The following is a 22,727-nucleotide window of genomic DNA, read 5'->3' on the forward strand; positions in this document are numbered from 1 at the left end:
AGTAAGAGGCCGCCATGTCACCGCGCATATCAGCTTTTTCACTCGCACAAGAGTCTTTGCCGGGCGCTGGCGGCGCCGCGCTTGATCAGATCCTCATTGTGCTCGTCGCCAACGCGGTCATCTTCACGCCACTTGTCTGGTTCGTCATTCGCGAACGCAGCGGCCATCGCACCACAATTGGACGGGCAGCAGACTGGGTCGCGAAGAAGGAGAGCATGCCGCGGTGGTTCAGTCTGCCGATCTACCTCATGATCGCCTCGCTGCTCTCGGCAGGATTCGGCGTGGCATGGGATATCCCAATCCATATGCAGGACGGACGCGACGAGGGTCCCCTCGCGAACCCAGCCCACTACTTCATCTATTTCGGGATCGTCGGGTTCTTCGTGGCAGGCGTGATCAGCATGACCCTCGTGTCGCGGCGTTTACCCGCACGCACGTTCCGCATCCGTGACGACTGGCGCGCCCCGATGGGCAGCATGGTCATCGTCGCAGCGGGCCTCATCGCGCTCGCAGGTTTTCCGCTCGATGACGTCTGGCACCGCATGTTCGGCCAGGACGTGACCCAGTGGGGACCCACCCACACAATGATGATCGGCGGAGCAGTGACGTGTGTGCTTGGGGGTGTGCTTCTGCATTCGGAGGCCCGTCAGGTCGGGGCGCCAGGAACCCTCGGGCTCGGCGGCCGCATCCGTGGAGTTTTCCTGCTATCCACGTGCATCATCCCGTTCTATTTCCTGGCGGAATTCGAGCTGGGCCTGCCGCAATTCCCCGCCGCGACGCAGTTCATCATCGCCGGGCTGCTCACCACCTGGATCTTCACCGCGTGCCGCCGCTACTTCGGCCCTGGCGGAGCGCTGTTCGCGTGGGGTTTTTACGCAATTGCGCAACTGTTCCTCATCGCCACCATCAGCGCGTTACCAGGAGTGCTGGTATCGCAGATGTTGCTGTTCTTGCCGGCCGCCCTCATCGTCGAACTTGTCGCGCTCGTCCTTGCCCCGGCACGGGGAGTCGTATTCGGTCTCGTCTGTGCCGTGCTCATCGGGACGGTCGGCATGTACGCCGAGTGGCTTTGGAGTCACGCCTTCATGCCACTGCCGCAGCCCCTGCCGTCGCATGCGCTCCCACTGATGCTGTCAGTGGGCACCGCGGCGGCGATAGCGGGCGCTCTCATTGGGCACTGGCATGCACAGCAGCTTCAGCGGGTCGAGGCCCGCAGCACAGTGTCATCACGCCTAGACCAGATCACGTTCCGGTCGCCGCTACTGCAGACGTGCTACTCATACTGGCTGCGCCAGCAAACCCCCGCGCCCGCAACCCGCACCGCGCCTGGTTACTGGCAGCGCAATGGGTACGTGGCTGTAGGCGGTGTCGTGTTCCTGGCGTTGATGGCCGCGTTCGCGCCACCATCGATGAAAGACGGCGTGTTCGCAGACGTCGAACTCAGCGAAAACTGCGATGGAACCTCGATTTGCCGCGCGTTCGTCACGATCACGATGGACCCGGCCGAGACAGACCGGGCGATCTGGCTGCATGCGTACTACTGGCAGGGAAAGGCCGGCACGGAAGGCGAGATACCCACTGATCCTTCGGGTGGAGCACCTGGAGTGATGCGGGTGCGGATGCTTCCGACTGGAATAGCTGGCCAGTTTCGGTCCGAGCACGAGCTCCCTATGTATGGTGGCGGAAAAACCCAGATACGCCTGCACCAGGCGCCGACGGTGATGCTGAACCTCCCTCTGTACGCCCCGGATGATCCGGAGATCAGTGCCGACATCGGGCGCCGAATCCTGGCAGAATCCGGCCAGCGATACGAGTTCATCTATGAGCCGACCTTCCTGCAGCGCGAGACGAAGGACTACGTGCCAGGCTGGCTGTGGGCTACGGGGTACACGGTGGTTCTCCTGCTGTGGCTCGTGACCCTCGTCTTCTACGTGTGGCTCTACAGCCAGGCCGCATTCGGCTCCGACCACACCGCCCGCTCGCACACCCAGCCACGCGGAAAGCCCATCGACGCGTAATTCTAGGTAGCGCCGCTGTAGTCACGGCGGCGCCACGCGAGGCCCCCGATCACGATCAGCGCACCGGCGATGGCGGGCATTGCGAGCAGCGGAAACACGTCGACAGTCGGGCCAGGAAGATTGGGCACATGGGTGAAAGGGGACAGGTTGAGTAGCCACTGATCGAGTTCAAGCACCGCCCCCACCTGACCGATCAAAAACACAGCGCCGAGCACGGACCAGCTCAGGTGCGCCGCGAACCGAGGCGCCAGCCCGAAGGCCATGAAGGCCATTCCGGCGAGCACAATGACCGCGCTGATGTGCGCCAGCGCTGCCCCAGCCAGCCGAAATACCTGGACCAGGTCATCGGTGGCAATGCTGTGGGCGAGTCCCATCGCCGCACCGGCGGCGAGAAGCACGAGGACTGCCCCCATTCCCGCGAAGCTGAGGTGGATAAGCGCCCACCGTGTGCGACTCACCGGCAGATAGAGCAGGAACTCGGCGCGCAACGAGCTTTCCTCGCTGCGCAAGCGCAGCACGGAGCCGATTGCGTATCCCGCGGCGAGCAAGCCGATCAGCCCCATCACCCCGGCGAAATACGCATCGGTGATCGACTGCCTCCCACCGATCCGCTCCAGCATTTGCTGCAGCATCGGGTTGTCCGCGAACAGTTGCTCAATCCCCCGCCCGGCTGAGCCAAGCACCAGACCCAGCAGCGCCATTCCGGCTGCCCAGCCGTAGAAGCCAGCCCGGTGCTGGCGCCAGGCTAAACCACCCAGCCCAGAGAGGAGCTTTCCCGCCGATGCAGGGCCGGACGGGGGCGCGAATACGCCAGCCCCGACGTCCCTATGGTCGGCGGTCCACACTGCTGTGGCCACGGTTGCACAGGTGAGGACCGCGATTGGCGCGAGCACCCACCACTGATCGCCACCGAAAGGCCGTGCCTGGTGCACCCACCCAATTGGTGACAGGTACGAGAGCCATCCCAGCGTCCCGCCCGTCGCGGCGCTCACATCCCCGGCGAGCCGTACCGCGAACGCGACCCCCAGCGCAGCGCACGCGAGCGCGCGAGCCCCGCCCGCGCTCACGGTCAACTGCGCAGCGATCGCGCCCACTCCAGCAAACATGAATCCAGCGCCCGCGTACGATGCGCCGACAAGCACAGATCCGGGGAATGGCATACCGACCAGCACCATGCCCGCCGTAAGGGCTGTCCCCAGCAGCACAAGTGCGACGGAAGCGGTAATGAGTGCCGCCGCCAGACCAGCAAACCGTCCCACCACACTGGTAGCGAGCAACTCTGTACGGCCACTCTCCTCTTCGGTGCGCGTATGCCTGATCACGATGAACGCGGCGACAAGCGCGACGATGACGGGAGCTATCCCCGAACGAGTCAGCGCAAGTGAACCGGCGTTCGCTTCGAAGACCGGGCCATACAGCGCGACAAACGCCGGGGTTTCGAGCGTCAGGGCATACGACTGCAACTGACCCGGAGTTGTGAACAAACTCGGGGTGCCGTACGCCTGCAGCACGGGCAGCGCGGTCAGTGCAAGAATCCACCACGGCATGATGAGGCGATCCCGGCGCAAGGCGAGCCGGACGAGTGTCGTGGTGCCCGCGAAGTCCTGCGACCTAGCGCGCGGCATCGTCTGCTGGTGAATCATCACCGGCTCCTCTGCCCGATGCGGAGTCGCCGTAATGGCGCAAAAGCAGTTGTTCCAGTGTGGGTGGCCGGGCCGTGAGGGTCTCCACACCTAGTCGCGCAAGCTGGCTGACCAGGGCACCGAGTTCATCGGCATCAACTTCGAGGGTGACTTCTTGTCCACGCACCTCACACGCGTGGACTCCGTCCATTTCACCGAGCAAAGCCGGATTGTCACGCGTGCGTGCGGTGACAGTCGTCCTAGTGAGGTGCCGCAGCTCCGAGAGCGTGCCGGTTTCGACAATCGTCCCCTGCCGAACGATGGAAACCCTGTCGGCGAGCACTTCCACTTGTGCAAGAATGTGGCTCGAAAGCAGCACGGTGCGCCCCTCAGCACGCACCTCGCGAATGCACTCTTGAAAGACCGCTTCCATCAGCGGGTCGAGACCGGCCGTCGGTTCGTCGAGAAGCAGCAGCTCCGCGTCACTCGCAAGCGCCGTGATGAGGGCCACCTTCTGGCGGTTCCCTCGCGAGTAGTTGCGGGCTTTCTTCGTCGTGTCGAGCGCGAACCGTTCGATCAGTTCGGCACGCCGGCCAGGACGGATCCCGCCACGCAGCCGCGCGAGCAAGTCGATCGTTTCGCCGCCGGAGAGATTCGGCCACAACGCCACGTCACCCGGCACACCGGCCAGGTCCCGGTGCAGCGGAACTGCCTGGCGCCACGGGTCCTTCCCGAGCACCCGAACGGCACCTGCGCCGGACCGAAGGAGGCCCATCAGAATGCGCAGAGTCGTCGTCTTACCAGCGCCGTTCGGTCCGAGAAATCCGTGGACTTCCCCGCGCGCGACCGTCATGTTCAAGTCGTCGAGCGCGCGTGTGTGACCGAAGGACTTACTGAGCCCAGAGATTTCGACGGCGCTGGTCACGCCTTTGACGGTACGCCCAACCCGGCTACACCACGCTGAAGTTTGCCATCATCGCCATATCTTCGTGCTCGAGGTTGTGGCAGTGCATCACGTACCGCCCGCGGAAACCATCGAATCGGGCAATCACTTCGCATGATTCCATTGGCCCCAGATCGACGGTGTCTTTCCACCCTGCATCTGAGATCCGAAGCGCGCCGCTGGTGCGTGACAACACCTGCATATGCACGAGGTGCAGGTGCACTGGGTGTGCTGCGACCGACGAGAACCGCCATATTTCGGTGTCACCGTATTGTGGTGTTGCCCAGTCAGTTTCGGTATCGAACGAACGGCCATTGATCGTCCATCGATGCGGGATGAAGGAGTCGCCACGGGCACGGCCCGCTCCGCCATGAGCGTGCCCGCCGCCGAACTGCAAGGCAAAGAAGAAGTCCCGCGTGCGCACCGCGTCTTCGCGGCGCAGCCACTCGATGTGCGACAGCGTTTCAGGGACGCGTGCGTCGTCCGCCTCGTCCCGCACGACGCGAAACTGCATCACCGCATCCATCGGCCCGCCGCCCAAGACGTTCCGCACGGTGACGACCGTGCCCACCGGGTACTGACTGAAGTCAACCACGGTGTCGAGACGTTCCCCCGGGCTGATCGTGAAGGCCGGCGTGCGCACCGGCTTCTCGAGCAGACCGCCGTCGCTTCCGATCTGGATGAACTCACCGCCCGGCTCGAGTTCGAGCCGATAGTTCCGGGCGTTGGATCCGTTGAGCCAGCGGAGGCGGTGCAACGTTCGAGAGACTTCGTGCACCGGCCACGGCGCCCCGTTAACCAGCATGACGTCCCCAAGGACACCGGCAAGATAAAGCGGCTCGACTCCGGGCGCAGTTTGTGTGGGGTCAAGTGCGGGATACTTGAATTCTGCGTCGGCGCCGAATGACCGGTCCGCCAGCATCAGTTCGATATCGCGCTCGCCGCCCGGCAGCCCCAATGCGTCTTCCTCCGCATCGCTGATGATGCAGAACCCAGCGAGTCCCGCGTACACATTAGGGCCGGTGAAGTCCATCGTGTGGTCGTGATACCACAGTGTCGCAGCGCGCTGGTCCATCGGATACAGGTAGGAGCGCTGACCCACCATCGTGTTGCCCGGCATTAAAGGTGCACGGACCTGGCCGGAGTGCGGAAGCAGCAGATCTGTGGGATAGCCATCGTGTTCCGGGGCCATCCGGCCGCCGTGCAGGTGCATCACAGTGCCGATGTCCAGGTCATTGCGCACAGTCACGCGTGTCTGCGAGCCTCGGCGGGCACGGATCGTTGGGCCGGGGAATACCCCGTCGTACCCCGTGACGCGCGTACGGCGGCCCGGCAGAATCTCTTGGTCAGCGTATCGCTGAACGAAGGCGATATCGTTGCCGGTGCGCTGCACTGGACGCGGCAGCGGCGTCGCGAAGCGTGGCGGTAACGGCACTTCGCTCGGCACGAGCGCCGCGAGCTGATTCGCAGCCTGCGAACCCCGGGTGGTGAGCAGTCCCATCCCAGCCGCAGCACCAAGCACGACAACGCCGCCACCAATGCGCAACAATTGGCGCCGGTTCACCGCTGCTGCCATCAGCCTCTCCCATCCCCCAGCCACAGTGATGCCATTCTTACAGGCTGTCACCGCTGGTTGTTGGAAGCGGATGCCGATCGGCAGCGTCGGCTAACGCCCTGGCCGCGGAAACTGCGTACGCATCGCCAAGTCCCACAGCCTGTCTGGGGTGAATTTTCGCTGCATGATCAACAGTTTCGCCGAAGGCGTCACGGTGTAGCGCGGGCGAGGACGGCGCGCGGTGAGCGCCTTTTCAATCACCGCCGCAACTGTCTCAGGGCCACCGCCGAGCTTCGACACCGGCCCCTCGTACGCTTCGCCCGTCGCTGTGGCCACAGCCTCGTTGAAATTCGCATAAGCACCAAACGCAGGCGCGGTCTCGGCTACCGAATCCAGACTTCTCCGTGCGGTGTCAGCGAAATGCGTTTTGATGAAGCCGGGCTCGATCAGCACCACCTTTATGCCGAACCCGCTCGCCTCGAACCGCAACGCGTCAGAGAATGCTTCCACCGCGTATTTCGTAGCGTGATAGGTTCCCCCACCGGGAAAGGTCAGTTTGCCACCCATCGAACCGATATTGACAATGCGGCCCTCCCCGCGCGCACGCATGGCGGGCAGCACCAACTGACACATTCGGACTAGCCCGAACACATTTGTCTCGAATTGCTTCCGGATGGATTCAATGGGGATGGTTTCGACGGCACCGGACTGGCTATAGCCTGCGTTGTTCACCAATCCCCAAATAGCGCCCTCCGCTTCTTCAACGGACTTCACCGCAGCAGCCATCGAGTCTTCGTCGGTGACATCGAGCGCGAGGGTTTTGCATCCTTCAGCCTTCAGGTCCTCCAAGGTGTCGGACTTTCGCGCGGTCGCGTACACGGTGAAGCCGGCGCGCGCGAGATGCCTGGCCGTTTCATGCCCGATACCGGTGGAACAGCCGGTGACGAGTACTGCCTTCGACTGTGTGTTCACGTCACTCACCTCCCTACGGGAGCCTACGGGTCCAACGGTCACCGCGGCGACTGGTTTGGGCGGGTTGACGTGAGGCCAACTGCCCGCCCAACGGGAATTTGCCCCGTCCACGGACAGGGCAAACTCTCAACGTCTGGGCGGATCCGCCTCCGCGCATCCGCGGTCCGTCGTGTCGGCAATGCGCAGGATTGCTCTTGTTGCCAAGATCGGGCCCCGTCTACGCTCCACATAAGCATCCGAATAACAAGGAGATATGTGATGAAGCTTGCCAAGCGTGCAGCCGCAATATGCGCTGCCACTGCGACTTTCGCCGTCGCGGGCGCTGGAGCCGCAGCTGCGGAGCCGGACGAGTGGGAACTGTTGGATGTGCTCGATGTGTACGCGGTTACCGCTGGACCATTCACAGCGGTCGCTGTCACCAATGCAGAACCTGGCTACGTCTGTATCAGCGATCCCGCAGGCACCCCTATTGGGCCCGCTGACGAATACGGCCAGGCCATCGTCGATGGGTTTGGCATCGCCGCACTGACGGTCCCCGAGTCGGGCGGTGCACCCATCACCATAATCTGCGGCCCGCGCTACTCAGAGTGGGTGCTCACCGGTACGGCAATCCCCATGGTGCTCAGCTAAGCCGCTACGAGTAACACCGTCGGCGCGAGGCGTCTGCCATACTACACATGGTAAGGTTTGCCTAGCCTTCTTGGGAGTAAAGATGCCTCGCACTGACGATTTCTATCTCGCGGAAGTCCTCACCACGAGCCGTATCACGCCGAACATGGTTCGCGTTCGCCTTGGTGGCGCGGAGCTTTCGCGCTTCGAGTCGAGCGGATACCCCGACGAGCGGCTCGGTGTGTACTTCCCGAATCCAGGGATGCGAGTGCCGCAACGGCCCCGCGCTGTCGACGGGGCTTGGGTCTTTGAGGACCCCAGCGACGAGCCGCAAGGACGCAGTTACACGGTCCGCAATTTCGACCCGCACCGCGGTGAAATGGATATCGACTTCGTCGTCCACGACGGCGGGGTGGCGTCCGCCTGGGCGCTCAATGCGAAGCCAGGCGACCAAGTCGGCCTCTCCGCAGCTGACGGGTGGTTCAAGCCGCCCGCGACCACGCGGCACTACGTCATCGCCGCAGATGCGACCGGACTGCCTGCGGCGGGACGAATCCTGGAGAACCTCCCCGCGGGAACCACCGCCACTGTCGTCACGGAGATTGTCAATTCGGCTGATGCCCAAGAACTCTCGTCCGCAGCGGCCGTGACGTACATGTGGCTGGCGGGCAGCGGCATGGGGCACGGCCCCTCACGCCTCGACGGCGCGGTCCGCGAACTGCCAGCACCTGAACCCGACACCTACTTCTGGGTCGCCGCCGAAGCGAGCGTCACCCGCAGCATCCGCAAGTACCTGCGCAAAGAACTCAGCCTGACAGCTCGGGACATGTGCGTCCTCGGTTACTGGCGCCGCGACAAAGAAGACTTCATGCGGCGCTACGAGCCTGTCCAGGAAACCATGGTGCAGCGCTACGGCAGGCTCGTCGAATCCGGGATGCACGGCCAGGAACTCATCGACGCATGGGACGCCGAACTCGAGCGTGCAGGTTTCTAATTCGCCCACAGATCAGCCACGAACTCCGCCACCTCTCGCCGCGTTTCCCGCAGCACCGTCAGGTGATCGGCAGCCGGGTGCACGACCAGATCGAACTGTTCGCCGTTGCTCGCAAGTTCTGCGGCGAAGCCAAGGGTGAGTGGCGCAGGGACAGCCAGGTCGGGCAGCCCCTGAACGATCAGGAGCGGGCCGCGATAACCCGTTGCGGGGACCGCGAGATACTCGGATACAAGGTCTTGGATCCCCGGGATCTCCGCCGGTGCGCGGGCCAGGATGTCTCTTGGCTGCAGACCTGTCACCGCATCCCGCACCGCTCGAGTGCACTGGAACAGCGCGTAATCGACAAGTTGCTGCCCGCGTGGCGTGAGAATCTCTTCGATCGGCAATTCCGGGTACGTCTCCCGCATACCTGCCGCGATCAGCAGCGCGTAGACGACTATTCCTGGCGGGGCGACTGCCGGCAATTCCGGGCGGACGAGCGGCAGCAGCCGCTCTACGTGAACACCGGGCGCAATGGCGACAGTCCCCAGCAGCCGCGCAGCCACACCGGCATCGATATCGCTGGCAAAGCGAGCGGTATGCAAAGCGGCATGGCCGCCCTGTGAATGGCCGACAAGTGCCCAGTCACGGGAAATGGGAAGGGCCATCTGATCAAGCGCGCGGACTGCATGAACGATGCTGTTCGCTTCGGTCATTCCGTGCAGATATGGGTGGACGCCTGGGGTACCTAACCCCTGGTAGTCGGTGATGACGAGGGCGTAGCCAGCTGCAAGCCAGGACGCCAGGTAGGCGCCGGTATCCGGGTCAGGAGTGCGTGCTGACGGCGTGCACTGGTCACCCAGCCCCACGGTGCCGTGACCATACGCGATCAGTCTGAACCCGCCGTCTAGTGGCGAACCGTGGGGAAGGTGCACCGCACCGGTGCTGAGCGCCGGGCGGCCATGCTGGTCCGGAGTCGCGTAGAGGATCCGGTATGCCGCCCCGGCGCCCGGAAGCCAGCGCCGCTCATCGAGAGGATTGGCGGCGAGCAGGGTTCCCATGTCAGCGGGAACAGCCCCGGCATAATCGCGAACATCGAGCCCGGACCACAACGGACGTTCGTGCGGAGGCAAAAGTGCGATCGCCTCATCCACCGGATCAGCGAGCGCCAGCTGACAACTCGAGACAACCAGGGTTATTACCGCGCACAACACCGCGGACCAGCGCTTGAACGGTGTCACTCCGGCCAGCCCCACATAGTCCTCCGAGTGCCTCACATTGCGTCAACGGTAGAAGATGGGCGCTCCCCTATGTCTGGTTCTGTGTCGAGTCAGTCACGTTCGCGCCACAATTGTCTCAACCGCTGGGAAAATGTCAGGTACAGAGTTCAAGGAGGAACGATGCCCGAACGCGCCGGAACACCCGGCAGCCAGCCCGATGATGCAGGCCCCGGTGGTTCTGCGGTCACGCCCCGCCCCACTGCGGCCGTGGGGGGCGTGGAGACCGTTGTCGAACGGCGCGAGCGCATCACCGCCCAGGTGCGTGAGTGGAGCGAGCACGCGTACATCGGCGAGGAACAGATTGATGGCGCCCACCCGGATCTCTCCGACGAGGCAGCGCTGCTGATCGCAGTGGGATACCTCGACGAGGATATTCGCGAAATACTCACTACGCGGCGCCGTGCGGGCCGGGGTCTTCCGAGGATTGGCGGATACGCCGAACTGCGGGCGCTTTCCGATGAGCACGCTCGAACGCTGGCCCGCGCCCGGGCCGCGAAGACGCCGATATCTCGCGGCATGCTGCGCCTGCGCGCCGCAGATTTGCTGCACCAGTTACATGCCAAGCGCCAGGCCTTCATCAATTCCGATGAACACTTCGCCAAGTCTGCGCGTGCCGCCCGCCGGGACAAACGCGATGGCGTTCACCTCGATCCCGAGCAGCGCCTGGCAATATTCGATGCGCTCCGGCGCACGCCAGCGCCGATGCCTTCAGACTCAGAGCACGCGCTGCACTTCATGGGGCCGTTCAGCTTCACCGCAGAGCAAGTCGCAAAGTTCTCGGAAGGCACCCGCCGCTTCATGCTAGGCCGGACAGCGGGGCCGCGGGTGCCGGATTTCATGGCTGATCCGGGACAGTTCGCCGACCGGTACGACACTTTGCTTTACCTGGCGGGCACCCTCTACGACCGGATCAGCAACTCCAGCGCGTGGCATTCTGATCATTTCGTCCTGCAGCGCGGGCAACTCGATCTCGCCGAGGAGCTTCGGCAGATCGCCGTCGATACGGCGGCGCTGCGCGTCATCGTCACCGAACTGAACGGTTTGGATGCGGCGAGCAACGAGGTCGCGCGCCAGCATATTCAGGATCGATTCGCCGCACTCGTGCCGGTGTGGGATCAGCTCGTGGACCGGGTTGCAGCGCTTGCCCGCATCGGCGATCTCCTCACTCAGGCGGAATACAAACTGCGCACGATCAATACTGTCCGTCGTGCGAAGAGCCTGGACAACAAGATCGACGACCTCATCTCTCGTTCAGGACTGCGGGAGATCTCTGCGAAGAACACACACGAGGTTGGTGACCAGTTCGGCGATGTCGAGACGGCGCTAGACGCGTACCAGGACTTCATCGGCGGTGATATCGCGGCGCTGACCATGCGGCACTGACCTCACGCGGAAAGCTCGCGGCCGCTTATCTGCGCTACCCGTATACGCAGGAACTGCCCTTTTTCGCCAGGCGCCCACGGGCGATAACGCGGATCCGCTGCCACCACCAGTTCGTCGATATCGGTGATCGGTTCGGCAGTACCGGTGACGACCACACTCCAGCCGCTCCCCTGCGCGTTATCAACCTTGTCGATCTCGAACGAGACGGGGGCACCTTTGAGACCGCTGAAGCTGCTGCCGTAGTGGGTTCGGATAATGATCGAATGTTCGTCGGCCAGGTAGTAATTCACGGGACGGATGACGGGTGCGCTGCCGTCAACGTATGCGAGTCGCCCCACGTGTTCGCTGCCGAGCAGTGATAAGCAAGCCGCTGAGCCAATTTCTTGCAGGGCAGTCATGTCAGCCTCCTAAACCGAAAGAAAGTGCGTACCTGCAATGCTGCCGCCGCGCACGATTCAGCGGCAGGGACTTTCGTACCTAGTTGCCCCGCGAACGTCCCAACACGCGGAAATGGCCGAATCGGACGTTTTTGCCGAGCTCTCCGTATACAGTTTTCACAACGAACGAGAAGTGAAGTGGCTCACAGGGGGTCCACTTCGCTTGGGCTGCGGGGGAAGTCACGCATAGATGCTGTCGATTCAGAACCTGGAGATCGTATACGAGGATGTCATCCTCGTCAGCAAGGGTGTCAGCATCGAGGTACCGGACGGGCGGATTGTGGCGCTCCTCGGCGGCAACGGTGCTGGCAAGACGAGCACGCTGCGCGCTGTCACCGGCCTTCTCGGCATTCACCGGGGACGGATTTCTGGCGGCCGGGTCGAACTTGACGGGACAGACATCACGACGCACAGTCCCGAGGCGGTGGTTGGTGCAGGGGTGTCGCAGGTGATGGAGGGCCGCCGGATCTTCGTCGACTTCACCGTCGAAGAGAACCTTCGAGTCGGTGCGCACACGCAGCCCCGAGGAAGCATTCCGGACAGTCTCGACCGCGTGTACACAATGTTTCCGATTCTCGCTGAGCGGCGAAGAACCGGTGCTGGTTACCTCTCTGGCGGGGAGCAGCAGATGCTCGCGATTGGGCGGGCTTTGATGGCACAGCCGCGGTATTTACTGCTCGACGAACCAAGCCTTGGATTGGCTCCACGCATCGTCAGCCAGATCCGTGACCTCATCGTCCAGATCAATGAGTCCGGTACCGGCGTGCTGCTCGTTGAGCAGAATGCCGCGATGGCACTCTCCATCGCGCATCACGGCTATGTGATGGAGAACGGGCGCATCGTCATGGACGCCCCTGCTGAAACGCTGCGGAACGACTCCGACATCCGTGAGTTCTACCTGGGGCTCAGCAAGGAGGGCGCTGGAGTTTCCTACCGCGACATCAAACATTACAAGCGGCGGAAGCGGTGGCTGTCATGATGCTCGATGTCGACGGCGTGAGCCTGCGTTTTGGTGGTGCGAAAGCGCTCTCTGGAGTGAGCTTCTCGGTTGCGGAGAGTGAACTGTTCGCGATCATCGGCCCGAATGGCGCCGGAAAGACGTCGATGTTCAATTGTCTCTCCGGCGTGTACCGGCCGCAGGAAGGAGCGATCGCATTCGCCGGTCAGTCCCTCCTCGGCCGCCGACCCGACGCCGTCGCGCAGCTTGGTATCGCACGGATGTTCCAGAACATCGAGCTTTTCGACAATCTTTCGGTCCTCGACAACATCAAGCTGGGCCGCCACATTCACCTTCGCTACAGCACCTTAGAAGCAGCCTTGCGGATCGGACGGGCGCGGCGCCAGGAACTACTTGCCCGCCGGTTCGCCGAAGACCTCATCGAATTCCTCAACCTCCAGGCCGTCCGAAGCTACCCCGTCGGCATGCTGCCATACGGCGTCAAGAAACGTGTCGAACTGGGCCGGGCACTCGCGATGGAACCTCGGCTGCTGCTGCTCGACGAGCCTGTCGCGGGGATGAACGTCGAGGAAACCGAAGACATGGCGCGTTTCATTCTCGACATCCGTGCCGAGCTGGGAGTCACGATGATCATGGTCGAGCACGATATGAAGCTCGTCATGGATCTTGCTGACCGCGTGCTCGTGCTCGATTTCGGCCGCAGAATCGCGCTAGGTACTCCCGCCGAAGTTCAGAACGATCCCGCGGTGCTCGCCGCGTACCTCGGTGAAGCGGGAGGTGCGTCCGCATGAGCGCGATGGCCACACAGATATCCGCCGCCCAAACCTTGCCCGCGCGAATCGCACAGCGCGCTCGAGACACCCCCCAACTTGTGGCGCTTCGGGAAAAGAATCTTGGCGTCTGGCGGGGCATCACCTGGGCGCGCTACCACGAGCACGTCCAGCTAGTGGCTCATGGACTCGCCGACCTGGGTATCACCGTGGGTGAGCGGGTAGGCATCCTTTCGGAAAACCGGCCCGAGTGGCTCTTCTGCGACCTCGGCACCCTATCGCTGCGTGCGATCACCGTGGGGTTCTACTCAACCAATCCCCCGGCGGAGGTTGAATACCAGCTCAATGACGCCGGCATTCGTATCCTCATCGCCGAAGACCAGGAACAAGTCGACAAAGTGCTCGAGGTGTGGGAGCGCTGCCCGGCGCTCGAGCACGTCGTATACCTCGAACCGCGCGGGGTGGCGAACTACGCCGAGCCGCGGCTGATGTCCTTCACCGAACTTCTCGACCGTGGCGCCGAGCATCAGCGCGCACACCCGGCCCTGCTGGATGACATCGCTGCGCACGCTCAGCCCGACGATATCGCCACGCTGATCTACACTTCCGGAACCACCGGGCCACCGAAAGGCGCGATGCTCACGGCGGCGAACATCGACTACGCGATCGGTGCCCTGCTCAGTGATTCCGGCCTTGTCGACCCGCCCGCCTCGGAACGGGATGTCTCCCTCTCGTTCCTGCCCCTATGCCACGTCGCTGAGCGCATGTTCACGACATGGAATAACGCGGCCAACGGCCTCGTCGTTCACTTCGCCGAATCGATCGACACCGTCGCCGCCGACCTTGCTGAAGTGCAGCCGACGCTGCTCTTCGCGGTACCGCGAATCTGGGAAAAGCTCCAGTCTGGTGTGGCCATCCGGATGATGGCTGCCTCACCTGTGAAGAAAGCAGCATTCCGCGCTGGTATGGGGCTCGGTAACAAGATCGCGGCCGCCCGCATCGACAACGGCGGTGAACACACCGCGACGTCGCGCCTGCTCTACGGTCTCGGGTACCCACTGCTGTTCCGGGCGCTGCGCGACAAGCTCGGACTCCGCAAAGTCCGTGCCGCAATCTCCGGCGCAGCACCGATCTCTCCCGATGTACTCCGATTCTTCACCGCACTTGGTGTCCCAATGTTCGAGGCATACGGAATGACCGAGAATTGCGCCATCGCGACTGCGAACCGGCGCGGCCGCGTAAAACTCGGGACCGTCGGTGAACCCATCCCAGGCATTGAACTCACCCTCGATGAACGCACCGGCGAAATTCTCACCCGCCATCCGGGCACGTTCGCCGGTTACTGGCAGCGGCCTGAGGCGACTGAGTCAACCATTGACACCGACGGCTGGCTGCACACCGGTGACGTCGGCGAATGGGTGGAAGGCACATATGTGCGGATCGTCGATCGCCTGAAAGACATCATCATCACCGCGGGCGGGAAGAACATCTCCCCATCCGAGATCGAAAACCAGCTAAAGACCTCACCCTTCATCAAGGAAGCAGTGGTGATCGGCGACAAGCGGCCGTACCTCACGGCACTGATCGGCATCGATTTCGACTCCGCCGCTGACTGGGCCAGCCGCAACGGCATCCAGTACACGACGTACCGCGATCTCTCCCGAAAGCCCCAAATCATCTCACTGGTGCAACAAGCGATCCTGGCCACCAACGAGCGTTTCGCGCGCGTCGAGAACGTCCGGAAGTTCCGGCTGCTGCTCAAGGAACTCGACCATGACGACGGCGAACTCACTGCCACCCAGAAGGTACGGCGGGCTGCACTCGCGGATCGTTTCAGCGATCTCATCGAGGACATGTACTTCGACAACACGCATCATCCTGGCGGGGACCTCAGTCAGATTCACACGGGCGACACCGAGCCAGATTCGGCTGGGACCCAAGGAGATTCCCCATGATCGAACTACTCGACACCCTTGTTCGCGGAGCCGGTCTGGGCGCATTGTATGCCCTTATCGCGATCGGTTTCGTCATCATCTTCCGCGCCACGGGAGTGCTGAACTTCGCCCAGCCGATCTTCATGATCTTCGGAACCTACGTCAGCTACCTGGTCGCCGTGCGCTGGGGGCTGCCGTTTGCGCTGGCTGTTGTGCTCGCTGTCGGCGCGGGTGCGCTCGTGGCGATGGCGTGTGAACGCGTCGCGCTGCGCCCTATGGTCGGCAGGCCACCGTTCTCGGCAGCGCTCGTCACCGTCGGTCTTTTCGCGGCAGGACTTGTCGTCACCACCAAGCTCATCGGCCACGGCGTGATCACCTCCGGTGATCCGTGGGGTCTCAGCAACTTTTGTGTCGGCGGTGAACGGCGAGCGACCGCCGTTGCGATCCCCGGGGTACCAGCGCCATGCGACGGCGGGGTGACCGTCGCCTACACAGATCTGGCCAAGCTGATCATGGCGGCACTGGCAATCGCCGCGCTGGGTTTGTGGCTGAGCCGCTCACGCTACGGCCTCGCGATGCGCGCCACCGCCCACGACCCCGAAGTCGCGATGGCTCAGGGCATCAGTGCCGGAAAAGTGTTTGCGCTTTCGTGGGGCATCGCAGGCGCTTTCGCTGCACTCGCGGGGGTGCTGCTCGGCACCGCGGCGGGTGGTGTAGCCGCGCTGGGCGCGCTGATCGCGCTCAAAGCGATCCCGGCGATCATCCTGGGCGGGCTCGATTCCGTCAAAGGCGCCGTAGTCGGCGGGCTCGTCGTGGGCCTCGCCGAAGCTCTCACGAAGACCTACCAGCCGGGAGTTGCGCCGTGGCTCGGCGCGAACTTCGACATTGTCATGCCGTATCTGATCATGCTCGTCGTCCTGATGATCCGGCCGCACGGTCTGTTCGGCACCAAGGAGGTGCAACGCGTATGAGCACATCGACCAGCACGGGACTCAACCTCAGCGGACGGCTCGGCGAGCAGGAGCCCGATGCTGAACACGCGGCACGAGTACCCGCTGCGGCCCGGCGGGGCCGGCCGCGGCTCTACACGCGGTACTCCAGCGACGAGGCGATCTGGAACACTCCGGCAAAGCTGTGGTGGACGGTTGGGCTCATCGTCCTTGCCGTACTCGCGCCGTTCTTCATTTCCCGTGACCTCACAGTGCTGCTGTCGCTCGCGTGCGTTTACGCGATCGGCGGGATCGGGTTAAACCTGCTCACGGGGTACGCGGGGCAAGTGTCGCTCGGACACGCCTTCTTTGTGGGCGTTGGTGCCTACACCGCCGCGGTGTTCGGCGGCGACCCCACAGGCCGAGTATGGGGAATGGGCTGGGATATGGCCCTGTGGCTGCCGCTCGCAGCCATCATCCCGGCCATACTCGGATTCCTTGTCGCACCGCTCGCGGCCCGCGTCCGCGGCCTGTACCTCGCAACATTGACGCTCGCGCTGCTGATGCTCGGCGACCATCTCTTCCGTGAATGGCGAGCGGTGACCGGAGGATCGGGGGTGGGCCGCGCACCCGCGAACCTCACGTTATTCGGTAACGACCTCAGCGCCAGCTACCGCATCGGCGGTTACGTACTGACCCAGCAAGTCACGGTGTACTTCCTCTGCCTGCTCCTGCTGATCGTTCTCGCAATCGCGGCCCGCAACATCGCCCGGTCCCGCATTGGACGCGCGTTCGCGGCCGTCCGCGACCGCGACATCGCAGCCGAAGTGATGGGGATCGGACTGCAGCGCACGAAGACCCTCGCTTTCGTCCTGTCTTCGGCGTATGCCGGAATTTGCGGTGCACTCCTGACCGTCGTGGTCGGCCGGATCAGCGCAGACCGCTGGAACCTGCTGCTTTCCATCGATTTTCTCGCGATCGTCCTGATCGGAGGCATGGCGACAATCTCGGGCAGCATCATCGGCGCGTGTTTCGTTGTGCTCCTCCCTCGGCTCATCGACGAGTTCTCGCACCTCTTGCCGTTCCTGAGCGCAAGTGGCGTCACTGGTGGCGGCCTCACCGTCGATGAGTTCAAAGCCATCGTGTTTGGCCTGTTGATCGTCGTCTTCATCATCGCCGAACCACGCGGCCTGTTCGGTCTGTGGATTCGCGTCCGGAACTACTTCAAAGCGTGGCCATTCTCCAGATAAGTGTGTGAAATGCGGCAGATTGCCAGAATGAGGAGGTTCCTTGTGAGTCCACAAGCCCGGCGCTGGCGCGCCCGATTGATTGCTGCTCCCGCGATTCTCGCGCTTGCCGCTGGCACAGCGTGCACAGCGGTGGACGACGACGACATCACCGCAGATGTGGGAGTAACCGAGGAGCCCTGCCCCGATGCAGTGAACCCGGACAACGGCTGCATTTACTTAGGTGTGCTGTCCGACCTCGAAGGAGGCCCCTTCGCGGAACTCGGCGCGCAGATCCATCAGGGGCAGCTCGCCTTCTGGCGCAACGTCAACGAAAACGGCGGGATCGCTGGCTACGACGTGGATATTTCGCGGTACACCCGCAATACCGCGTACAGCGTGGATCAGCACGCCACCGAGTACCAGGACATCGAGCCGCACATCCTCGCGCTCGCGATGAGTCTCGGCACCCCGCAGACCGAATCCGTCCTGCCGAGCATGGACGCAGCCAACGTCGTTGCTGTTCCCGGCTCGTGGTGGTCTGGCCTGCAATTCGACGAAGCCGATCGCGGACTGATCCTCGAATCGGGTTACTCGTACTGCACCGAGTCAGTCATCGGCCTCGACTGGTACGCAGGCGAACACGGCATGCCCGAAACGCTGCTCACTGTTGGTTTCCCAGGAGATTACGGATCCGACTCGGCTGTCGGCGCGGAGCGCTGGGCGGAGGCAAACGACGTCGAACTGCTTCGGCAAATAGACACCGCCCCCAACGCGATGGTGCAAAACCAGGATGCAGCCGTTGAACAGATCCTCAGCCTGCAGCCGGACGTCGTCTTGATCGCCACAGCCCCGGCTGAGGCGGCCGAAATTGTCGCGAAATCTGTTGCGCGCGGATACGACGGCCGGTTCCTTGGCTCCGTTCCTACCTGGAATCCGCGCCTGCTGGAAACCGCGGCGATCGGTGCTTTGACCGCGCGGTACAACCACATCGGGCCGTGGCAGGGCTGGGACGGTGACAGTGCAGCGCTCACCGCGATCCGTGAGTCACTCGATGGCCGGCTGCCTGGCAATCAGGGTTACATCTTCGGCTGGGTTTGGTCCTACCCGATGAAATCGCTGCTCGAACAGGCAGCCGAGGACGGTGAGCTCACTCGTGCCGCGCTGCGAGCCGCCATCAACGGCCTCGAAGTCGACTACGAAGGCGCACTCCCCTCGCATACGTTCGGCGAAGCGCCAGCGCTCGCCGACATGAGCGCCGTGATCTCAGTGCCCGACGCGGAGGTCGAACTCGGTACCCGGATGATCGCCGATAGTGTGCAAGCGACCACAGAAGTCGAGTACGACGCACCCTGCGTTCAGCCGTAACTGGTAACAAACTAAAGGCCGCCTCGCGCACTGCGCGCGAGGCGGCCTTTAGCGATCGTGCCTCGATTCGCGCGAGCACTTCATGTGATGATGTTGACGATGTCCGCGATGAGTCCGCAGAAAACGGACCACGGCCACACCTGAATGCAGTACATACCAGCCTCCCCTAGTAAGTGATTTACAACACATATCCAGGCTAGTTGCGGCTAGGAGGAGGTGCAGCATCCCGTTCGCACACAGGGGGATTCACCCCTAATGGACATTTACCCCCTAGTCAGTCGAGCCCTGTGCCATGTTGTACGATCAACCATTTCTCGCCGTGCGCACGTGACCTGCGTTATGCTCCGATCCGGAAAGTGAGCGCGCCCGCAGTAACAGGGGGCAGGGCGCGATCCAGGGGGAATCGAAGGGGCGCCCGCACTGAGCGGGCGCCCCTTCACATCTGTTCAGGTGAGCTATTTCCGCAGTTCGTGGGAGAGCGCCTCGAGCTCGTCCCCACCAGCCATCTGGCGAGTCAAGTCCTCGAGCGACAACTCGTCGTACGTGCAGTCCAGTGTTTGCCGTCCGCGGTTGAGCAAGACGAAGTGATCACCGACCATGTACGCGTGGTGTGGGTTGTGCGTGATGAAGATGACACCGAAGCCGTGCTCCTTCGCCGCGGTGATATACCGCAGCACCATGCCGGACTGCTTGACGCCCAGCGCGGCTGTCGGCTCGTCGAGGATCAGGGCGCGCGCCCCGAAATACACGGCGCGGGCGATCGCGACGCACTGCCGCTGACCACCTGAGAGACTGCCGATCGGGGCTTCCACATCAGGCAAGTCGATGCCCATCTTGTACAGCTCATCGCGGGTGATCTCACGCATCTTCTTGACATCAAGCGACCGGAGCACTTTGTTCTTGTAGAGTTCCTGCCCGAGAAAGAAGTTGCGCCACACCGGCATCAGCGCGACGACAGCCAGATCCTGGTAAACCGTGGCGATACCTTTTTCAAGCGCTTCCATCGGGGAGTTGAAATGAACTGGCTCACCATCGACAAGAACGTCGCCTTCGGTCTGTTGGTGCAAGCCGGCCATGATCTTGATGAGGGTGGATTTGCCCGCGCCGTTATCACCGAGGACACCGGTGACCTCACCAGGGAACACTCGCAGGTTGATGTCCTGCAGGGCAACGATGTTGCCGTAGCGCTTGCCCACATGCTTGAACTCGATAAGGGGGACTTTTCCGCCGTGCTTGGCGCCAGCCGTGGATTCTGTTGCTGTACTCATGTTTACGCCTTACTTGTTCGCCGCATACTTGCGCAGCTCGTTGTTGCCGATGACGGCGAGGAGCAGCATCGCGCCGAGGAAGAACTTGAACCAGTCAGGTTCCCAGCCTGCGAGCACGATGCCCTGGTTCGTCATACCGAAGATGAAGGCACCGACGCAGGCGCCGATCGCTGTGCCGTAACCGCCGGTCAGTAAACAGCCGCCGATCACCGCTGCCGCGATGTAGATCAGCTCGTTGGTGACGCCCTGCCCGGACTGGACGGTGTCGAATGCGAACAGGATGTGCATCCCCGAGAACCAGGCGGCGAAGCCGACCGTCATAAAGAGGATTATCTTGACGCGGGCGACCGGGACACCGACAGCACGTGCACTGTCCGCGTTGCCACCGACGGAGAAGATCCAGTTGCCGAACTTCGTCTTGAAGAGCACGAACGTAGCCACTGCGGCGAAGAGCAGCCACCAGAGCACCGTGATGCGGATGTTGACACCGAAGACATTCAGGCTTGACGAGAAGACCGCCCGAGCAGATGCCCAGCCTTCCATGTCTGACACGCGCGGCGTCGACACAGCATTGCTGATGAGCTTGGTTACCGCAATGTTCGCGCCTTGAAGCATCAAGAACATGCCCAAGGTGATCAGGAAGCTGTGGATCTTTGTTTTCGTGACGAGATACCCGTTGACGAAACCGATCCCGAGGCACACGAAGAGCGCGAGGAACGCCCCCAGCCACAAATTGAGGTGCAGGTTGTAGGCGATCATCGAGGCCGCCAGGGCGCCGGTCGTGACGTTGACGCCAGCCGAAAGGTCGAACTCTCCACCAATCATCAGCAGCGCGACCGCGATGGCCATGATGCCGATCGTGGAACTCGCGTAGAGCACGGTCGCGAAAGAGTCGATGTTGCGGAAAGGCGGGGCCATCACTATGAAGAACCCGAAGATCAGCAGTGCGCCAACGACGGACCCGAGTTCAGGCCGAAGGATAACTCGATGCATGAAGCTGCGCTGAGCAAGGCGCTCATCTTTGGGACGCTGCGGCGCCGCTGCGGGGGTGGTTTGAACAGACATGTTCTTTCCTTGAAGTCAGTGGGAAGCGCACGGGCGCGGTTGGGGGCAGCGCACCCGTGCGCTAGCTCGGTTAACGCAGACCGGCCCGGGTGGCCTCGGCAACCGACTCGACATTCGACTCGTCGATGAACGTCGGTCCTGTCAGTACCGGCTGGCCACCGCCAATTTCGGTGCCGTTCAGCAGGTATAGCCACAGCGAGTCGACAGCAAGATATCCCTGGAGGAACGGCTGCTGATCAATTGCCCAGTCGACCGTTCCGGCATCGAGAGCGTCAATGAGTGCAGCGTTGGTATCGAAGGTGACTACCCGCGCATCGCTGCCGGCATCACCCACAGAGTCAACCGCAGTGAGGGCAAACGGCGCGCCGAGTGTGATCACCGTGTCGATGCTGGGATCCTGCCGCAACTTCGCGTCGATGCCCGAGCGAACACCGGGCATGTTCCTGCCGTCGACATTGAGGACTTCGACGTTACCGTTGAACGTTTCCGCCACGCCCGCGCAGCGGGATTCAAGCGCGACGTGGCCCTGCTCCTGAATGACGCAGATCGCCCGCTCCGAGCCTTCCTCATTCAGGCGCTCGCCCACGGCGTTACCGGCCACGGTCTCGTCCTGGCCAAAGTACTGGGTAACCCCGAGCCGTTGCCAATCATCGAGACCGGCATTGAAGGCGACGAGGGGGACACCGCGGTTATGCGCGGCGTCGACAGCACCTGCCATCGCGTCAGGGAAGGCGAGAGTCACTGCTATTCCGTCGACACCAGCGTCAAGAGCGCCCTGGACGAAGTTGGCCTGGTTAGGCGCTTGCGGGTCAGACGAATAGCGAAGCGTCGCATTGTTCTTCTGAGCGGCCGCCTCGGCTCCAGCACGGATGAGATCCCAGAATGTGTCACCTGGCGCCGCGTGGGTGATCATCGCGATTGTGATCGGATCGGTGTCGGCCTGCCCGGCTCCGAGTCCGCCGCCAGTTGCTTCGGGACGGCCGCCCGTCGATGAACATGCCGCAGTCACCGCGGCAATTGTGATTCCTGCGGCGATTCCCAGCCAGCGGCGGCGGGCGCGCGACGGCCCGGTGCCTGAGTCCCGGCTAATCTCCCGCTGAGGGTGAACGGTCATGTGGGGATGTCCCTTCGTGATGTGAAACCGGGCTGAACTATCTTGTTCGCCACCGATGTATCTAGGTGTAACTCAGCTCACAACGTCCTGTCAATACTTTGTTCTAACATTCTGACGAAGTTTGGCAGTGATCGCTCAACTTCACACCAAGGTTCGGAATTCCACCCCGAGGGTGCCTGCCCAGCACTTCCGCAAGCTGAGTACGTCGAAAGGGCATTAACCAGCACAAACCCGAAGAAAGGTCACGAGAACCATGGTCGCGATCCCGATTGGCAATGTCGTATCTCCCCGCCACCTGGAGCT

Annotated in this window: 19 protein-coding genes; 10 read left to right on the top strand and 9 right to left on the bottom strand. The window is 62.8% G+C overall.

Going from position 1 to position 22,727, the window contains the following annotated elements:
• Nucleotides 1–14 precede the first annotated feature (14 nt).
• The gene (locus ONR57_RS03805; protein ID WP_265121577.1) at nt 15–2,018 is read left to right on the top strand and encodes an ABC transporter permease; all 2,004 of its coding nucleotides are present in this window, start codon (nt 15–17) and stop codon (nt 2,016–2,018) included.
• A 2-nt stretch (nt 2,019–2,020) separates the two neighbouring features.
• On the opposite strand, the gene ONR57_RS03810 is transcribed toward ONR57_RS03805, so the two are convergent.
• From ONR57_RS03810 to ONR57_RS03825, 4 genes are all read right to left on the bottom strand, one after another.
• Nucleotides 2,021–3,661, bottom strand: a complete 1,641-nt coding sequence (locus ONR57_RS03810; RefSeq protein ID WP_265121578.1) for an ABC transporter permease — start codon at nt 3,659–3,661, stop codon at nt 2,021–2,023.
• The gene (locus tag ONR57_RS03815) at nt 3,630–4,565 is read right to left on the bottom strand and encodes an ABC transporter ATP-binding protein (RefSeq protein ID WP_265121579.1); all 936 of its coding nucleotides are present in this window, start codon (nt 4,563–4,565) and stop codon (nt 3,630–3,632) included. Before ONR57_RS03815 ends, ONR57_RS03810 begins: the two co-directional genes overlap by 32 nt.
• A 25-nt stretch (nt 4,566–4,590) precedes the next feature.
• Complete coding sequence (locus tag ONR57_RS03820) at nt 4,591–6,159, bottom strand: multicopper oxidase family protein (RefSeq protein WP_265121580.1); 1,569 nt, start codon at nt 6,157–6,159, stop codon at nt 4,591–4,593.
• Between the two features lie 90 nt (nt 6,160–6,249).
• Complete coding sequence (locus ONR57_RS03825) at nt 6,250–7,110, bottom strand: oxidoreductase (protein WP_265121581.1); 861 nt, start codon at nt 7,108–7,110, stop codon at nt 6,250–6,252.
• 258 nt (nt 7,111–7,368) lie between these two features.
• Here ONR57_RS03825 and ONR57_RS03830 point away from each other — a divergent pair, with 258 nt between their 5' ends.
• Together ONR57_RS03830 and ONR57_RS03835 are read left to right on the top strand one after the other, a co-directional pair.
• Nucleotides 7,369–7,740, top strand: coding sequence for a hypothetical protein (locus tag ONR57_RS03830; protein ID WP_265121582.1), 372 nt, complete (start codon nt 7,369–7,371; stop codon nt 7,738–7,740).
• 82 nt (nt 7,741–7,822) lie between these two features.
• The gene (locus ONR57_RS03835; RefSeq protein ID WP_265121583.1) at nt 7,823–8,713 is read left to right on the top strand and encodes a siderophore-interacting protein; all 891 of its coding nucleotides are present in this window, start codon (nt 7,823–7,825) and stop codon (nt 8,711–8,713) included.
• On the opposite strand, the gene ONR57_RS03840 is transcribed toward ONR57_RS03835, so the two are convergent.
• On the bottom strand, nt 8,710–9,969 hold the full coding sequence (locus ONR57_RS03840; protein ID WP_265121584.1) for a S9 family peptidase: 1,260 nt from the start codon (nt 9,967–9,969) through the stop codon (nt 8,710–8,712). The two genes, ONR57_RS03835 and ONR57_RS03840, sit on opposite strands and share 4 nt — an antisense overlap.
• Before the next feature lie 123 nt (nt 9,970–10,092).
• On the opposite strand from ONR57_RS03840, the gene ONR57_RS03845 reads away from it, so the two are divergent.
• Nucleotides 10,093–11,355 carry a hypothetical protein gene (locus ONR57_RS03845; protein ID WP_265121585.1) on the top strand — a complete coding sequence of 421 codons (1,263 nt, stop codon included), beginning with the start codon at nt 10,093–10,095 and terminating at the stop codon, nt 11,353–11,355.
• Between the two features lie 2 nt (nt 11,356–11,357).
• Here the strand turns inward: ONR57_RS03845 and ONR57_RS03850 are convergent, their stop codons facing one another.
• A complete protein-coding gene (locus ONR57_RS03850; RefSeq protein ID WP_265121586.1) occupies nt 11,358–11,753 on the bottom strand; it encodes a pyridoxamine 5'-phosphate oxidase family protein in 396 nt (131 codons plus the stop codon).
• A 229-nt stretch (nt 11,754–11,982) separates the two neighbouring features.
• Here ONR57_RS03850 and ONR57_RS03855 point away from each other — a divergent pair, with 229 nt between their 5' ends.
• The 6 genes from ONR57_RS03855 to ONR57_RS03880 are packed head-to-tail and all read left to right on the top strand — an operon-like array spanning nt 11,983 to nt 18,977.
• Entirely contained in the window at nt 11,983–12,771 is a 789-nt protein-coding gene (locus ONR57_RS03855) for an ABC transporter ATP-binding protein (protein WP_265121587.1), read from the top strand.
• Nucleotides 12,768–13,541, top strand: coding sequence for an ABC transporter ATP-binding protein (locus ONR57_RS03860; protein ID WP_265121588.1), 774 nt, complete (start codon nt 12,768–12,770; stop codon nt 13,539–13,541). The genes ONR57_RS03855 and ONR57_RS03860 overlap by 4 nt, the downstream gene beginning before the upstream one ends.
• Nucleotides 13,538–15,475, top strand: coding sequence for a long-chain fatty acid--CoA ligase (locus tag ONR57_RS03865; protein WP_265121589.1), 1,938 nt, complete (start codon nt 13,538–13,540; stop codon nt 15,473–15,475). Before ONR57_RS03860 ends, ONR57_RS03865 begins: the two co-directional genes overlap by 4 nt.
• Nucleotides 15,472–16,425: a branched-chain amino acid ABC transporter permease gene (locus ONR57_RS03870; protein ID WP_265121590.1), complete on the top strand. Its 954-nt coding sequence runs from the start codon at nt 15,472–15,474 to the stop codon at nt 16,423–16,425. Before ONR57_RS03865 ends, ONR57_RS03870 begins: the two co-directional genes overlap by 4 nt.
• Entirely contained in the window at nt 16,422–17,633 is a 1,212-nt protein-coding gene (locus ONR57_RS03875) for a branched-chain amino acid ABC transporter permease (protein ID WP_265121591.1), read from the top strand. Before ONR57_RS03870 ends, ONR57_RS03875 begins: the two co-directional genes overlap by 4 nt.
• A 42-nt stretch (nt 17,634–17,675) precedes the next feature.
• Complete coding sequence (locus ONR57_RS03880; RefSeq protein WP_265121592.1) at nt 17,676–18,977, top strand: ABC transporter substrate-binding protein; 1,302 nt, start codon at nt 17,676–17,678, stop codon at nt 18,975–18,977.
• A 455-nt stretch (nt 18,978–19,432) separates the two neighbouring features.
• Here the strand turns inward: ONR57_RS03880 and ONR57_RS03885 are convergent, their stop codons facing one another.
• The 3 genes from ONR57_RS03885 to ONR57_RS03895 all read right to left on the bottom strand — a co-directional run bounded on the left by ONR57_RS03885 (nt 19,433) and on the right by ONR57_RS03895 (nt 22,424).
• Nucleotides 19,433–20,245, bottom strand: coding sequence for an ATP-binding cassette domain-containing protein (locus tag ONR57_RS03885; protein WP_265121593.1), 813 nt, complete (start codon nt 20,243–20,245; stop codon nt 19,433–19,435).
• Between the two features lie 9 nt (nt 20,246–20,254).
• Nucleotides 20,255–21,238, bottom strand: a complete 984-nt coding sequence (locus ONR57_RS03890) for an ABC transporter permease (protein ID WP_374116393.1) — start codon at nt 21,236–21,238, stop codon at nt 20,255–20,257.
• Nucleotides 21,239–21,380: 142 nt separating this feature from the next.
• Nucleotides 21,381–22,424: a substrate-binding domain-containing protein gene (locus ONR57_RS03895; protein WP_265121595.1), complete on the bottom strand. Its 1,044-nt coding sequence runs from the start codon at nt 22,422–22,424 to the stop codon at nt 21,381–21,383.
• Nucleotides 22,425–22,727 lie beyond the last annotated feature (303 nt).

Origin of the sequence: Hoyosella sp. YIM 151337, from assembly GCF_026041215.1 — a bacterium.
Classification (GTDB): Bacteria; Actinomycetota; Actinomycetes; order Mycobacteriales; family Mycobacteriaceae; genus Hoyosella.